The sequence below is a fragment of the Pseudomonas beijingensis genome, from assembly GCF_030687295.1.
In the GTDB taxonomy this organism is placed as follows: Bacteria; Pseudomonadota; Gammaproteobacteria; order Pseudomonadales; family Pseudomonadaceae; genus Aquipseudomonas; species Aquipseudomonas beijingensis.
Genome location: NZ_CP117425.1, coordinates 4,745,942 through 4,760,972 on the forward strand (window position 1 = coordinate 4,745,942; position 15,031 = coordinate 4,760,972).

General features: G+C 55.3%; 15 protein-coding genes. 10 read left to right on the top strand and 5 right to left on the bottom strand.

Annotated features, from left to right (window positions below):
* Positions 1 to 296 precede the first annotated feature (296 nt).
* Genes PSH84_RS20990 through PSH84_RS21000 form a run of 3 tightly spaced genes read left to right on the top strand, consistent with a single transcriptional unit; the run spans position 297 to position 5,006 of the window.
* Entirely contained in the window at positions 297 to 1,781 is a 1,485-nt protein-coding gene (locus PSH84_RS20990) for a DUF6531 domain-containing protein (RefSeq protein WP_305481727.1), read from the top strand.
* 17 nt (positions 1,782 to 1,798) lie between these two features.
* Positions 1,799 to 4,489, top strand: a complete 2,691-nt coding sequence (locus tag PSH84_RS20995; RefSeq protein WP_305481728.1) for an RHS repeat-associated core domain-containing protein — start codon at positions 1,799 to 1,801, stop codon at positions 4,487 to 4,489.
* Complete coding sequence (locus PSH84_RS21000; RefSeq protein WP_305481729.1) at positions 4,476 to 5,006, top strand: hypothetical protein; 531 nt, start codon at positions 4,476 to 4,478, stop codon at positions 5,004 to 5,006. Before PSH84_RS20995 ends, PSH84_RS21000 begins: the two co-directional genes overlap by 14 nt.
* Before the next feature lie 193 nt (positions 5,007 to 5,199).
* On the opposite strand, the gene PSH84_RS21005 is transcribed toward PSH84_RS21000, so the two are convergent.
* Complete coding sequence (locus PSH84_RS21005) at positions 5,200 to 5,934, bottom strand: helix-turn-helix domain-containing protein (RefSeq protein WP_305481730.1); 735 nt, start codon at positions 5,932 to 5,934, stop codon at positions 5,200 to 5,202.
* 164 nt (positions 5,935 to 6,098) lie between these two features.
* Between PSH84_RS21005 and PSH84_RS21010 the strand changes: the two genes are divergently transcribed.
* From PSH84_RS21010 to PSH84_RS21025, 4 genes are all read left to right on the top strand, one after another.
* Positions 6,099 to 6,665: a YebB family permuted papain-like enzyme gene (locus PSH84_RS21010; RefSeq protein ID WP_240998425.1), complete on the top strand. Its 567-nt coding sequence runs from the start codon at positions 6,099 to 6,101 to the stop codon at positions 6,663 to 6,665.
* Positions 6,662 to 8,128 (top strand): FAD-binding oxidoreductase, encoded by a 1,467-nt coding sequence (locus PSH84_RS21015; RefSeq protein ID WP_305481731.1) that lies wholly within the window; start codon positions 6,662 to 6,664, stop codon positions 8,126 to 8,128. The genes PSH84_RS21010 and PSH84_RS21015 overlap by 4 nt, the downstream gene beginning before the upstream one ends.
* A 151-nt stretch (positions 8,129 to 8,279) precedes the next feature.
* Entirely contained in the window at positions 8,280 to 9,206 is a 927-nt protein-coding gene (locus PSH84_RS21020; protein WP_305481732.1) for a hypothetical protein, read from the top strand.
* 35 nt (positions 9,207 to 9,241) lie between these two features.
* Positions 9,242 to 9,403, top strand: coding sequence for a DUF2986 domain-containing protein (locus PSH84_RS21025; protein WP_122565706.1), 162 nt, complete (start codon positions 9,242 to 9,244; stop codon positions 9,401 to 9,403).
* Positions 9,404 to 9,426: 23 nt separating this feature from the next.
* Here the strand turns inward: PSH84_RS21025 and PSH84_RS21030 are convergent, their stop codons facing one another.
* From PSH84_RS21030 to PSH84_RS21040, 3 genes are all read right to left on the bottom strand, one after another.
* Positions 9,427 to 10,143 (bottom strand): class I SAM-dependent methyltransferase, encoded by a 717-nt coding sequence (locus PSH84_RS21030; protein ID WP_305481733.1) that lies wholly within the window; start codon positions 10,141 to 10,143, stop codon positions 9,427 to 9,429.
* A 180-nt stretch (positions 10,144 to 10,323) separates the two neighbouring features.
* A complete protein-coding gene (locus tag PSH84_RS21035) occupies positions 10,324 to 10,971 on the bottom strand; it encodes a DUF998 domain-containing protein (protein ID WP_305481734.1) in 648 nt (215 codons plus the stop codon).
* Positions 10,972 to 11,035: 64 nt separating this feature from the next.
* Complete coding sequence (locus PSH84_RS21040; RefSeq protein ID WP_122565709.1) at positions 11,036 to 11,341, bottom strand: NIPSNAP family protein; 306 nt, start codon at positions 11,339 to 11,341, stop codon at positions 11,036 to 11,038.
* A gap of 78 nt (positions 11,342 to 11,419) precedes the next feature.
* Between PSH84_RS21040 and PSH84_RS21045 the strand changes: the two genes are divergently transcribed.
* The 3 genes from PSH84_RS21045 (at position 11,420) to PSH84_RS21055 (ending at position 14,181) form a co-directional block, all read left to right on the top strand.
* Positions 11,420 to 11,713: a hypothetical protein gene (locus PSH84_RS21045; protein WP_122565710.1), complete on the top strand. Its 294-nt coding sequence runs from the start codon at positions 11,420 to 11,422 to the stop codon at positions 11,711 to 11,713.
* Between the two features lie 38 nt (positions 11,714 to 11,751).
* Positions 11,752 to 12,318, top strand: a complete 567-nt coding sequence (locus PSH84_RS21050; protein ID WP_305481735.1) for a DUF6630 family protein — start codon at positions 11,752 to 11,754, stop codon at positions 12,316 to 12,318.
* Between the two features lie 96 nt (positions 12,319 to 12,414).
* A complete protein-coding gene (locus PSH84_RS21055; protein WP_305481736.1) occupies positions 12,415 to 14,181 on the top strand; it encodes a S8/S53 family peptidase in 1,767 nt (588 codons plus the stop codon).
* Between the two features lie 65 nt (positions 14,182 to 14,246).
* On the opposite strand, the gene PSH84_RS21060 is transcribed toward PSH84_RS21055, so the two are convergent.
* Entirely contained in the window at positions 14,247 to 14,960 is a 714-nt protein-coding gene (locus PSH84_RS21060; RefSeq protein ID WP_305481737.1) for a class I SAM-dependent methyltransferase, read from the bottom strand.
* Positions 14,961 to 15,031: the final 71 nt, after the last annotated feature.

Genomic DNA, 15,031 nt, shown 5'->3' on the forward strand with positions numbered 1-15,031 from the left:
TCCTCACAGCTTGCCACTCCCGGGGGTTGGCGATTGCACATGGACGACGAAACGTGTTCTGAAAGCGACTAGGCGTAAAAAGTTGTTCTGTGTCCGCGGGAGGTGAAATACACAAGTGATTGTAGGCGACGCGCAGCGATCGGTGGCTATTGGCCGTTTTCCTGACTGCCAGCGTGGCGAGTGCTTTGCTGGATCACAACATAAGGTTACAACACTATATATATGTATCGTTTTACAGCGATCAATCTCGCCATGATTCAGGAGGACAACAACCTGACACCAGAAGGAATCCTGGAATGCTACGCAAGCAGCTTTTAACGTACTCATTACTGCTCTTATCACTTACAGCAAACTTCCATACCTTGGCAGAAGAATACTATTGGACGATTCAGCAAATCCCGGAACACCTCCAAGAGCGACAGCCCTCACCCGAATTGGCTTGTAGATGGTTACATGAAGAGTATGAAGAAATCTGGAATTACACACCTGCGGTAGCCACGGAGGACGATCACATCTGGCATTGCCACATGATATATGGCAAGGATCCGTTAAACGACTCTTATGGCGCAGTAGCCATTCTCCGCAGCGGCAACACATGTAGCGAAAACCAACAATTCAATAAGACCTCAGGCCAATGCGAGGCTCAAGGCGTCGACAGTGGCTGCCCCTTGAGCCTGGCGGGAAACCCAATAAATTTCGCGACAGGCTACAAAATACAAACAGAAAACGATTACTCAACTGTGCATTCACACCCAAGCGCAAATCCACTCGATTTTTCAAGATTCTACAGAAGCGTTGATGGAGTATGGCGGCATAGTTATTCGTCTAGGCTCAGCCTCGAAGAAAACTTGATCACGCTTATTAATCTTGATGGAAGTCGATCCTTTTTTGAAAAAAAGGGAACGTCTTATGAGGCTAGGCCACCCGAAACAGGAACGCTCGTCTATCAGTCGGACCGTTGGAGCTATCACGCCCCCAATAATCGCTCACTTGAATTTGATAGTAACGGAAGGTTAATTGCGCTTATTAAATCAGGTAGCGAGCTGAGCATTGCCTATTTAGACAACATTGCGACCGTCACTGATGGCTTCGGCAAAACCTTAAAATTTACCGAGGACACGTTAAAACAACCTCTTATCGTTACTGCGGGCGACGTAAGCATTAGCTATACCTACAACAATTACAAACAGCTAACCTCCATGACCAAAACCTATCCGACCCATACGGAGAATAAACAATACCTCTACGAGGACCCGAAAGATAGCAGACTGCTGACCGGCATTATTGATGAGCGCGGGGTACGTTATGCCACATGGACTTATGATGCTCAAGGGCGCGCCATTACGAGTGAACACGCGACGGGTATAGAAAAAATCTCTGTCGGCTACAACCCTGACGGGTCATCGACGGTAATCAACGCACTGGGTAAAGAAACACGATATCAATTCGAATTGATTCAAGGTGTCAAACGCATAAAATCTATTGCAGGTCTTCCATCGGCCAACTGTCCCGATAGCAACTCAACTTTCACCTACGACACCCGCGGTCGGCTGACAACAAAAACAGACAACAATGGCAATATAACCACCTATCTCTATAACGACCGAGGCCTGGAGATCTCTCGCACGGAAGCGAGCGGCACTTCTCAAGCAAGAACGATCACCACCGAATGGCACCCGACGCTGTATTCCCCAGTGCGCATCAACGAAGCGGATCGCTCCATTCAATACACCTATGACACTCAAGGGCGCCAGCTCAGTAAAACAATCATTTCACGTTAATTCAGAAGGATCTGAATATGAATACATTGACAGGCAAGGTTGCTCTGTTCGCTCTCGCTTTGGGCGGAACCATTACCACCCTTCCTCTTTGCCAAGCTGCCGAACGTGGTTGGTCGTTCACCTATAATACCCAGGGGCAGCTGGGGTCGTCAGATGGGCCCCGAACAGATGTAAGTGACATTACCCGCTATGAATACGATGCCAAAGGACATCTGGCACGCATTATCAACGCGCTCGGGCATACCACCACATTTTCCAACTTTGACGCCGCCGGCAACCCTAAGACAGTTGTCGATTCCAATGGTGTTATTACAAACCTGACCTATGCACCACAAGGCTGGGTGAGGTCGCTGAGTACCGCTACCGGCACTGTTCGCCTTGAACACAATGCCGTGGGCGACATCACCAAGATCATTCGCGCAGACAATAGCTGGTCGACTTACACCTGGGACGACGCAAGGCGGCTCATTCGAGTGACCAATAACGCAGGGGAACAGATCGAATTTGATCTCGACCCGATGGGGAACCGGACTGCGGTACGGATCAAGGACAAGGCCGGTCATCTGACCAGACAACATCAATGGGTGTATGACGAACTGGGGCGCTTGCTGCGTTCAGTGGGTGCTGCCGGCCACACAAGCCGGACACAGTACGACCTCAACGATAATCCGATCGCGCTGACCAATCCTCGCAATCACAGCCATCAACGGGCCTTTGACTCACTGAACCGATGGGTGACGAATACTGACCCGCTTAATGGCATCACTCAACTTGAGTACGACGTTCAAGATAACCTCACGCAAGTCCGCGACCCACGTGGTGTAACCACTCAATATCAATACGACGGCCTGGGAAACCTGACGCGGGTGAACAGCCCTGACAGCGGCGCCACTCACTACCAGCACGATGCCGCAGGCAACGTGACGCAACAGGTGGACGCGCGTGGTGTGGTCACGACTTTTACCTACGATGCGCTCAATCGCCTGACCGCCCGCCGCTATCCGACGAACCCGGCACTGGACGTTCAGTTCCACTACGATTCGATTGCCGCCGGTAACAAAGGCATCGGCCGACTGACAGCCGTGGAGGACGTCAACGGGGTACTGAATTACACCTACGACGCCCAAGGCAACGTTACAGCCCAGCGGCAAACAGCGCCCGCAAACACAGCGACTCAGCCAGAACAAATCGGCTATGGATACGATGTCGCCAATCGGTTGAGCAGGATCGATTATCCAACAGGTTTCAGCATCGTCTACTCGCGCAACACCACAGGACAAATCAGCCAAGTACAAATTCGGCAGGGCACGGGGCAGCCGGCCGCGTTCGCCAGCAACATCACGTATCAACCTTTCGGTCCGCTTAAAAACCTGACCTGGGCCAACGGGACTACGCTTCAACGTACCTACGATCTGGACCACCGGCTGACCGCTCAAACCGTTGCAGGCCAGAGCAACGCCTATACCTACGACGGCCAGGGAAACATGACTCAAATGCAACGCGACTCAGTCGACAACCATGGCTACAGCTATGACCCGCTGGATCGCCTGATAGGAGAATCTACTGCTTTCAACCGGATGACTTACGTTTATGATCCCGCGGGTAACCGCACCCGAAAAGCGCTCAGCACGTTGATTGACGGCGAGTTGCGTGTCACCGCTGGCACGTCTTATCAATATGGGGCGAGCAACAATCGGTTGACGCAGGCAGGCACCCACTCGGTAGACTTCGACGCGGCAGGCAACCTGACCGCAGACCGCGCCAATCGTCAGTTTTCCTACGACGAGCAGAATCGCCTGAGCAAAGTGAAAATCAAGGGTGCTGTCAAGGCTCGGTTCCGCTACAACGCTTTCGGCCAACGAACCAAAAAAATCACCTCCCAAGGCACTACAACATTTATCTACGGGTTGAGTGGTGAACTTCTTGGCGCGCACGTATTCGATAACCAAGGCAAGAAGCTGAGCAGTCAGTTTTATATCTGGCTCGAAGGGGTGCCCTTGGGCGGGATCAGTGTGAGCTACGGTGCAACGGGCGCGCCAGCAAACAGCGCCGCGTTCTACCTCCATAGCGACCACCTCAACACACCGCGAATCGCAACGAACGCGGCGCGAACAAAGATATGGGAGTGGGTTTCCGATGCATTTGGTACAAAGGAAGCCAGCGGACAACTGGAAATCAACCTGCGCTTTCCCGGTCAGTACTACGACGTCGAGACTGGACTCCACTATAACTATTTTCGTGATTACAACCCGAAAACTGGACGCTACATGCAGAGCGATCCGATTGGTTTGGCGGGTGGGCTTAACACCTACAGTTATGTAAATGGCAACCCGCTGAAATACGTTGACCCGTTAGGTTTGGAATCTATTTTTGAGTGGTCCGCAAAAGCTGAAACCGAAGCGCAAAATAGTAAATTGCCTGGCATGCACAATGGGCCTCAAGATGCATATAGACATTGTGTTGCATCCTGCATGATTGCCTCATCGAACTGGGGAGAAACGGTAAGTCAGCTAGCAGGCTGGGCAAATGAAATATCAAATTTCGGGCAAAATCCCAGCGAAAGAGCCATGGATGACTTTAACAACCAAGCGGGCATATGCGCAGCCAAGGGCAACAACTCTCCTGAAAACTGCCCCCAAAACTGCATGACATTTCTTAACAATGGAATCTTAAGGACAGAGGCAAGCTCTGAAGGTGCATACTATTAATACCTTTCTTAAACTCTCGAAAACATCAGCAGCACTGATTGCTCTGGTGACTGTGGTTTTTGCTACCATTGGACTCAGATACCAAGAACCCGTGAACATTGAACGGGCTTGCGCGGACTCTCCACCCCTGCTAATAAACAACTTCAATAGCTGCAGCTTTGTTGATCAGACTTTGAGCCTCCTTGAAACGGAAGGCTACAAGCTTGTAATTCTAGAAAACTCAGAAAAAAACAGTGGTCTTCTGCGAAAAAAATTCTCTTTAAAAATATTTGAAGTACCCAACTACAAAATAGATAACAGCACCGGCCCTGCGCAATTCAGCTTTATAAATGGACGATTATTTGCCATCTCCTACTTTCCGAAAGCATCAGACGCCGTATTCGAAAGGCATCCAGCAAGTAAATCCGAGGCACTGACTGTAAAACACCTGACCAACCACCAAGGATTGAAATACATATCATGGTCAAACAATTACCTTGAAACCTATATAACTTGGTGGATATCGAGGTTCTCATAAAGGCTAGCATGTGAGTTACTAAACGTTACGGCTTGCCCCAAGCCGTAACGTTTCTTTAGAGGTATTTGAGCGCCCGGTTTCAACGCAGCAGCAGTTCTTACCAGCCCATGGATCGCCAAGAAAAAAGAACTTCCGCCTCGCCACAAAGCAACACATCCTGACCAGAATACCCACGCCGAAATGACCTATCCATCTACCCTCGCTTAAGCTTCCTGAACACCTGCGGCTCCCAAACTCGCATCGCCAGCAACAACGCAGTCCCACGTTTCTCTGACAGCGGCGCGCTCAACGATTCGTTGTGAAGCGCCGCCAGTTTGCTGCGCAACTTGTGGATTTCGACTTGCAACTGGGCGTAAGCGGGCTTGGTCAGCATGCCATGGGCAAAGTGCAGGGTTTCATCGGGGGCGTCGAATCGGCTCGCCATGAAATCCGGCAAACCCTGGCGCAGGAAGAACCCTCGGATAGGGCCGTCCGGTAGCCAATCGAAATCCCGCGCGACCAGCAACCTGATGCGATTTCCCGGCTTCAGGTCGGCCAGGCCCATCCGCTCCAACACCAACAAATGCTTGATGCACTCGGCTTTTGACACGCAGTAGGCAGACACCATGTCTTCCAGTGACCAGTGATTCAGCGCACACACCGCCACCAGCAGCAGCTTTTCGTCTGAGACCAGTTGCGCTTCCTGTTCACGTGTCAGCATGTGCAGGCGCGGGGTCGATCGCTCTGCCTCCTGAAGCAGTTCCGCCATCGTCAGGCCCAGCAAATCACAGAACTGGGCAAGGCGTTCGAGCGTCAGGCGACCGCTGGCCAGCAGACGCTTAACACTGGGCTCCGACAGGTCGAGCGCTTGGGCAACGTCCCGATAGGTCATGCCGGCGGCCTTGAGGCGTTGCTTCAGGGTGGAGATGAGTTGAGCAATCTGGGTCATAAGTATTGATATCCGATACCGTTGGTATCAGCTTAGCGAAATACGCACGAACAAGTTGCGAATTACGCAACCCCCTCCCCATGCTTGAAGCTCAACAGAGCCGAGAGGTCAGCATGTTCAGCAAAAATGCAGCGCACGTTTCTCCAACATCAGGCGGACCCTCCATGGGCGATCTGCAGATTGGCGATATGGTGTTCATCCGGGTCACCGCGCGCCCCTTCCTGGAGGTCGCCAACGCGACGAACTCGTGGACGAACCATGTGGGCGTGGTGGTCGACAACCATGGCGGTGAGCCGTTGATTGCAGAAAGCACGTTTCCGCTTTCGCGCACCACCTCGCTCACCCGGTTTATCAAGCGCTCCGAGCATGGACGCTGCACAGTGGCGAGGCTCACGCAGCCACTCACCGACACGCAACGCAAGGCGCTTCAGAACGCCGCCGATCATCGGCTGGGTACGTTCTATGACACCGGCTTCAACATAAGCTCGCGGCGCCAGTTCTGCTCTCGTTTCGTGCGTGAGGTGATCGATGAAGCGACGAACATCCAGCTCGGTGAGGTGGAGACGTTCGCGACCTTGCTGCAAGATAATGCCGATCCGAACCTGGCCTTCTGGCGGCTTTGGTATTTCGGCCGAGTTCCTTGGCAACGTCGTACCGTCACGCCGGCCAGCCTGCTTCAAAGCCCGGACGTGCGTGTCATTTTCGATTCACAACTGAGTGACACCGCATGACCAACGATGCACAGGTGTTTGACCCTTCAAGATCGTCGCCCTGTCTCACCCGGCGCAGCCTGCTTCAGGCAGGCATGACCGGGGTTGCCTTCGGCGTGCTGTCGCCTTGGTCGTCCTGGGCAGCCTCTTCGGGCGTCCTGGTCAACGATGTGACACTGCTCAACCCGGTCTGGGTGAATCGCCTGCTGGCTCCGCGCACCACCGATGAGATCCGCCAGGCGTTGGCCCTGTGGGCAGGCCCGGTGAGCATCGGTGGTGGCCGCTACAGCATGGGTGGACAGATTGCCACCGAAGACAGCCTGCACCTCGATATGCGTCAGTTCAATCAAGTCATCCGCTATTCGCCTGAGCACAAGGTCATACGCGTACAGTCAGGGATGCGCTGGCGCGACCTTCAGACCGTCATCGACCCGGACGATCTTTCGGTAAAGATCATGCAGAGCTATGCCAACTTCACCGTCGGTGGGGCGTTGTCAGTCAACGCTCATGGGCGTTACGTCGGTGCCGGCCCGATGAGCAACTCGGTACGCGCCCTGCAACTGGTGCTCGCCGACGGTTCAGTCGTGGAAACCTCTCGCAGCACAAATACCGACCTGTTTCACGCAGCCATCGGTGGCTATGGCGCGATGGGCGTCATCACCGAAATCGAATTGGACCTGGCATCCAACGTCACGATGGAGCGCCAGGTACACCACATGCCGGTTGCCGATTACCCCAAGTTCTTCAATGACCAGATCCGCGGAAACGACCAGGCAATCCTGCACAACGCCGATCTGGCGCCGCCCTATTTTGACCAAGCCACCGCCATCACCTGGTGCACCACGGAAAAAGCGCTGACCGTCGAAGATCGACTGGTTGCACCAGGGCAATCGTACACATTCGATCAAACCATCCTGTGGGGCGTGGCCAGACTCCCCGGCGGCCCGTTGATTCGCAAGGATGTGGTCGATCCATTGCGCTACCTCAGCCACCCGGTGGTACGCCGTAATTACGAGGCTAGTCGGGACGTCGCCTCCCTCGGACCGATCGCTACACGCAACAGCACCTACGCGTTGCAGGAATATTTTGTACCGGTGGCCCACCTCAACGCATTTGTCATACAAATGGCCGATCTACTCAAGGCCCATGACGTCGATGCCATCAACGTCTCCATCCGGCATGCGCCACCTGCCCCTGACTCGTGCCTGTCCTGGGCACGGGAGGAAGTTTTTTCATTCGAACTTTATTACTGGCAACACGTTGGCGTGGCTGACCGCGAGAAGGTCAGCGTATGGACACGCGAACTGATCGATATTGCCCTGGCGTTTGGGGGCACCTACTACCTGCCCTATCAGTTGCATGCAACACGAGAACAGTTCTCCCGGGCCTATCCCGGCGCACAACGATTGTTCGCACTCAAAGCACGGTTCGATCCGCAGAAGCGATTCCGGAACAAGCTCTGGGATAAGTATTACGTGGGATAGCGCGGCCGAAGAACAGGGGCCAGTCCACTGATCCATTCCCACAACAAGCCTCGACTGCCGTCACGCCACAAGGCGCCAAATCATCACTATGCTACCCATCAGGGCGATGAGTCAGGAACGACCAGCCGATGCGTTCTATCAAGGAGACGGGATGATGCAGGAAGCAACCACTGGACTCGAAAAGCAGATCGATGTTGCAACAAAACTGCTCTCCCTCTGCGCCAAAATCGGATTACTGATTGGCGGCACGTGCATTGTCAGTTATCTCTTGGGCAACGGCCATTACCCACAGGGCGTCTCCATTGGAGACAGTATGTTATTTCTGGTCGCGGCGTTTTGCTTTGGGCTGGTGTGTGTTTATTTTTCAGTCTCCGTCACCGCGGCCGGGGTGTTGCTTTCCCCGTTCTTCATTCCCGCGCTTAGAGGCTTCGCCTGGCTACATGGAAAAGTCACCCGTAAAAAAACCATACTGGAATTCAAACGACCGAAAATTACATTCCTCTCGGTGTTTTTTGGAATATGCGGCGCAGTGACCATTTATCTCCTTACCCGCAGAAGCCCCTTGGAACACATCCCGCTTATCCTTCTGCCCGTTTTTCAGTACATCGTTTACTCAGCCTATCTGGAGCAGAACAAGAAAATAAAAGCAGCGCTTGAGGTCGGCGGTTCGGAACATCATGAGCACAAGCCCCACGCAGAAATGAAACCCTTGAAAAAAACCAGGGCGATGATTGTCTGTGTCATCCTCCTGACGCCCATGCTCATGGGTGGCGTGACCTCGGACTTGCTGCAAGCGGCCATGCGCTTCGCGCAAATACGCATAGAAAGGGCCACGATTCTGGTGAAACCGCCTTACGCCAACCTGTTGCCAGCCCCTAAGGATTCCCCGCTGGAAAACTACAAACGCTTTGAAAATGCGACGGTGATTTTCCGAGGCGTGGGCAACTCGACGCTCATTGAAATGCGCACCGAAGAAACGGCGATCCGGTTGGAGATTCCAAATGACTCGATCATCATCGAGCGCCGGGTGAAGCCCGTTGCCAACATCAGGAAAAATCCTGAGAAAACCGAAAGCTGATACCATCCAAACATTGACACGCTGAGCAGAACGACATGAATCGCCGCAAGAAAATAAACCAGTTATTGAAGGCTAACGCCAAAAAGGCCAGTGCCAAGCTGGCACCCAAAAGCAAGAATCAGTACATCAGTAAAGCCGACCGACTGAAACTGGCGGCTGAAACCAGTGACGCGCCCATCACGCTCCCGGAAAGCTGATCCACGTCGCTTAAGCTCCATCCTCAGGCCGTTTTACACGTTAACCAGGCGCTCCAGAAAAGACTGCTGAAGAACCGGGTAGCACTGCCGAATCCTGCATCACTCAACAGTTTTTGAACTGCGGCCTCGGAATGTGGAGGATCGGCACCTTGAAGAATTTTCCCAAGCTTGACCGTCACTTCTTCCGGGCTGGCGCCATGCTGTCGCCACCGTTGCCCCCAGGCCGCGAGGAGTAACGGCTGGCTGGCATACGCATATTGGTTTGCGGCGACAATCAGCGGCGCGCCCGGCTTCAGATGTACCTGGATGGACCGTAATATTTTCAGCTTAGCTTCATCCCCATCGAGATGATGGAGTACACCGATCAAGGTAGCAGCATCGTACGACCCGTTTGCTACCAAGTCTTCCACATGCCCAAGATGCATGGCGGTTCTTTCAAGCAAGTTGTTTGCGACTAACTGCTGCTTCGCGGCCTCCAGCATAGGCCCGGACGGATCGACGGCAGTGAAATGCCAGCCCGGTTCAAGCTTGGCCATTGCAATGATCTCCTGCGCCGTACCGCCGGCGCCCACCACCAGTATTTTCGCCGAGCTCACGTTTCCAAGGGTCGCCGCCAGCATGCACGCCGCCAGGTCCTGACAGGCGTCGTACCCAGCGAGCGCAATGCGGCTCTGCCGGGCGTACTCATTAGCCCGTGAAGTATCAAATTTTTCCGCTGAATTAAACGAGGATGATTTCAAAGCGCAGTTCTCCGTGTTCTGGAATCAAGCTACGCCTCGCTTGGAAATAATAAAAATTCATTAATTTTATGCCCGGCATTCCCATAAGGAATAACGATTTCCATCGGCAGAATTTTGCATGGTCAGCCAGTTGCGGTTCTCGATAAATATGGAAATACGAATATACATTTCCCTTATGCTTTATCGGACGCGCGCGGCCTTCATATCAGCCTTATCCTTTAGGGCAACGACGGCCAAGGACCCAATCCAGACCACCGAAACCCCGTAATTGAACCGCTGGTACAAGCCGAACAGATGACCGTCGGCCAGTGCCGTCACCATCAGCATAACCGTCACGATGGCCAGGATGACGCAGCTCGCCGAGAACATGGCAAACTTGGACGACGACAGCAGCGACTTGCCCAGGCGCATCCACAGCGCACCCGCCAGGGTAAGCGAGATGAACATCACCAGCCCCGCAAGGTTGTGGCTCTGTTGCGAGACCGACGGTTCAATCGGCGCACAGCCTTGATCGCAGGGAAAATAGCCGGCCGTGAAGCTTGCCAACCCATGGACGAAAATCAGGGCTGCGCTAAGCAAGGCCATCCGCGAAGCCTTGAACCGTCTCGCCACGCCTATTGCGAAAAGCACGAACATCGCACCCAGTGGAAAATTGTTCACCCAGGCAGAGAAGCTGTGGGTTGGGGCTCCAACAGCGCCTAGTTGGCTCATGGCTTGATCCAGATGGCTATAGCCTGGGTAGGCCCGCGCGGTCAGTGCGACACCCAAAAACAGCCAGAAGGGAATCAATATTCCGCAGCCTAGCAAAGCACGATCAATGGTTTTCATGGTGTGACACTCCTTGTCGTTGTGATGTCCGTTTAGGGTGATGCGAAACTCAAGCGTCAACCGCTCACTCAAGGACAGGGCGCAGGAAACTACGCTCATAGCTCAGAATGAATCGCTGTTCCGTCGCCTGGCGAACCAATTCGACGCACGCCGGATCCAATTCAGCTTCCCGTCGATATTTTTCATATTCGGCCAAGCTGGAAAAGCTGAACAGGCAATAGGCGATATTGTTGGCGCCCTCGGCGGGGAGAAAGTAGCCATGATGGTTTCCCCCCATTCGAGTCACCACTTCAATCCATTGGCGCGAGTAGCTTTCGAAAGCAGGGATCTGGTAAGGGTCAATAACGTACCGGACATGGCAAGTGATCACAGGCTCAATCCTTTGAAATCTGGAAAAACGGATTCTACACAGGATACGCAATCAATCATCAACCGGGATCGAAACACCATGGATGAACGCCAAGCAGCCATCAAGAACAAGATCCGCGCCGTGGTGACGAGTAACGAATCCGACGAGATCACCTATCGATCAGAGTGGCTCGGTTATCTGCCCTTCCCGGTTTTTCATTGGATTGAATACCAGGGTGAAAGCTTTTCAAGCGACTTCCCCTTTGATTGGACCCTTGAGGATCTGGTGAGCCTTGAGCGGACGGGATTCTTGGAAACACTGGAAGCTTACGAAAACCCGGAAGATCCTTTTGATCGGGATATCAGGTATCGCGTTCACGTGGAATGCGTATAACGGTAGGCTGAAGGAAATGGACAAACCAAGGAAAGGAAATGGGCATTCTTGATCGCTTGTTCGGCGGCCGCTTTACCCTGCCGCCACCGGAGGAAACAACTGTCAGCGACGCGGCGATCATGCGGGAGCTGCATCCCTATCGCGCCGAACTCAAGACACTTGTTCAAACCATACTGGCCCGCATGCCAGAAGGCGAACGCGCCAGGCTGGTCAGGCGTGTGATGCGCCTATACGGTTCGGGCCAAGAGCCGGCTACTGCGCTGGTGGAAGGATTGCTGGATGCAGACCGGGGCCAGAAGCTCGAACACCTGGCTTTGCTAGGTGTCGACTGGAGAGGCTTTGATGGTTTCGAGTATCTGGTGCCCTATCTGGTCAGCGCCAGCGGGGTAAAAGAAGTTTATCCCTACCGCTATGAGGGCACTCTGTCGATGTCGGAGACGCTGGCGAGTTTCGACCAATGGCTGGTGGCATTCGACAAACGCTACCTGCACCTGGACTCCGGTGGCGATGAATATGTCGGGTTCATCGCCGATGCGGACCAGGTCGAAGCCATGATCGAACTTGCACGCCAGGCAGGTGTTGAAGTGCGCCTCGAGAGCTTCTGAACCGGAACGGGTCTTCGCTGAGTAGCGTTATCCCGCTGAACGAAGCGAGCCACGTAACAGTCGGAGCAACAAGACCCTCGGCAAAGAAACCTGGCCATGCTCCTACGATCCACTGCCCTCGCTGCGTTGTTCACCTTGGCTGTCGGCACGGCGACCGCGGCGCCGGAACCGCTGCGCCTGGAAAGTCTGAAACGCTGCGGCGACCTGCTGCAAAGCCAGCACCAGGACTGGTGCCTGACAGCGCGCGGAATGGGCGATGGAGCGCCGCAACTGAAGCTAGGGGCAAAGGCGATACCCGCAGACACGGTCCAGCGCGAAGGGGAAAACCTGCGCGTGCGCCTGGACACCGCCGATTACCAAAGCGGCCCGCTTTGGCTGGAGGACGGTCCACGTACCAGCAATGCCGCCTGGCTGACCCTGCGCAACAGTCACGTACTGGCCGCCGGGCCGGACGAAGTGGCGAAGAACATGGACGGCCTGACCACCTACGTCGACCTGGTCAGCGTGCTGATCGAGGAAGACCGAGATGGCCGTCAGGAAGCCGAGCGCCTGGCCCACAAGTACGGCGCGAAAGTGGTCGGCAGCATCGCGCCCCTGAACCTGTACCAGCTCCGCCTGCCGGCCAAGGATCTGGTGCAGCGTGACGCCTTGGTGCTGCGTTTGGGCAGCGAGACCAGCGTGGATGCCGTGGTCATCGAGGAGTCCTCGGCCGAAGAAACCGAACAGGCCCCTGCCCAGCCTGAAGAACCGAAGAAACCGGCCCTGGACTCCGACGAATGGGCCGCCAACCGCTTTCTCGATGCGGTGAACTACTACCAACGACGCATTCCCGGACGACAACCGCCCATCCAGCCGCAACCGGTGCGCATCGGCCTGATCGAGCGCGATGTGGACTTCGACACGACGGATTTCGCGGACTACCTCGGTGCCTGCTCGCCACCGCGCACCTGTGTCTACGCCCGTGATGCAAACAAACCGGACAACCACGGCACGACTGTCGCCGGCATCCTTGCCGCACGCTGGGACGACAGCGGCAACACCGGCTTTCTCCGTGGCCTGGACAAGGCCAGCGGTGGCTTCGAGGTCATCGTCGAGCGCAATTCCGATGCCGGGATCACCGCCAACATCGCCGCCTCGGTCAACCTCGTGGAAGATGGCGTACGCGTGCTCAATTGGAGCTGGGGCATCCACCGCGTCGGCGCCAAGGATATCAAAGGCGATGACGTCGACTCGTTGCTACGCTCGGGCCTCGCCATGGGTGGCTACGAAGAACTGCTGGAAGAGTTTTTCCTTTGGCTGCGCAAGGAACATCCCGACGTCATAGTGGTGAATTCCGCCGGCAATGGATCTTCGTTCTCGGGCAGCGATGAATACCGCCTGCCCTCCTCCTTCATTACCGAACAATTGCTGGTGGTCGGCGGACACCAGCGCAGCGATCACACCGGCGTCTCCGTCGACGACCCGGCCTATGCGGTCAAACGTAGCTCCTCGAACATCGACATGCGCGTCGACATCACCGCCGCCGCGTGCGCCCACGCCTCGACGACCAACGCCGGCCAGGACAGCGCCGTGCACTGCGGCACGTCCTACGCCACGCCCATGGTCGCGGGCCTGTTGGCGGCGATGCTGTCCATCAACCCGCAACTGCAACCCGAGCAGTTGCGCATGCTGCTACGCCGCAGCGCCATGACCATCGGCGATAACCACGATTTCGAACAGATGGACGCCGAAGACCTCACCGCGCCCATCCTGCCGTCGGAACGTCGTTACCAACTCAACGATAAAGACGTCGGCCGCTCGGCGCGACTGGACATGCAAAAGGCCCTGGATTTGGCTGCGCAAAGCCGCGATCGCGTGCGTTGAAAGTCAGGTGGACTGCACCAGCCAAAAAAAAGCAGGGGCTGGGCCGCTGTGCCGGAAGGTCACGGCTAACTCAAGACCATGTCTGCCTCGCGCGGGCAAAACCACCCATGCATCAGCCCCGCCTGGAAGAACTGCACCGGAGCCTCGAACCCGGCCGTCTCGATGAGGGCGGCGACCTGCTGTGGCGGCAGTATAGCCACGTCTCGGGCGTAGGCAGCACGGGCTCTCTCCAGCATTTGCGGCTCGACGCCTGCAGAGGACATCAATGTCATCCAGTTGCGTAACAACGCCTCATACGCCGGTGAATCGATGTCAGCGGCGAGATCGACGGATGCCAGTACTCCGCCCGGCTTAAGCCGACGGGCGATCTCGTGGAAGAACGCGATGCGTGCTTGTGGCTCGAGCAAAAACTGAGACACCAGAAAGCAGGTAGCACCGTCATGGCCAGGCTCGGCAGGCAGCGAGTCGAGGTAACCTTGGTGAAAGCTGCAACGCGAAAGGAAGCCTCCTTGTACCGCTTTCTGCCGGCAGATATCGAGCATGGTGCCCGAGGGGTCGAGGGCAGTGAAATGCCAACCGGGGCAGCGCTTGGCCAGGTGGGCCAGTTCCGCACCGGTGCCCACGCCGACACAGAGAATCCGGGCATTTTCCGGTAACTCAGCGAAGAGAGCATCAAGCAAGGTGTACAGGGCGTCACGAATGGGTGCCATCCCCGCCCATTGCTTATCGTAGCCGGCTGCCTGCTGGTCGAATAAGGCCTTGAGTTCTTCATCGCGCATGGAGCACCTTCCTTTTCGTCGTGATGGGATGTACCGCGATGGATGCGGCGACGTCCAGTATCCCAGGGCTG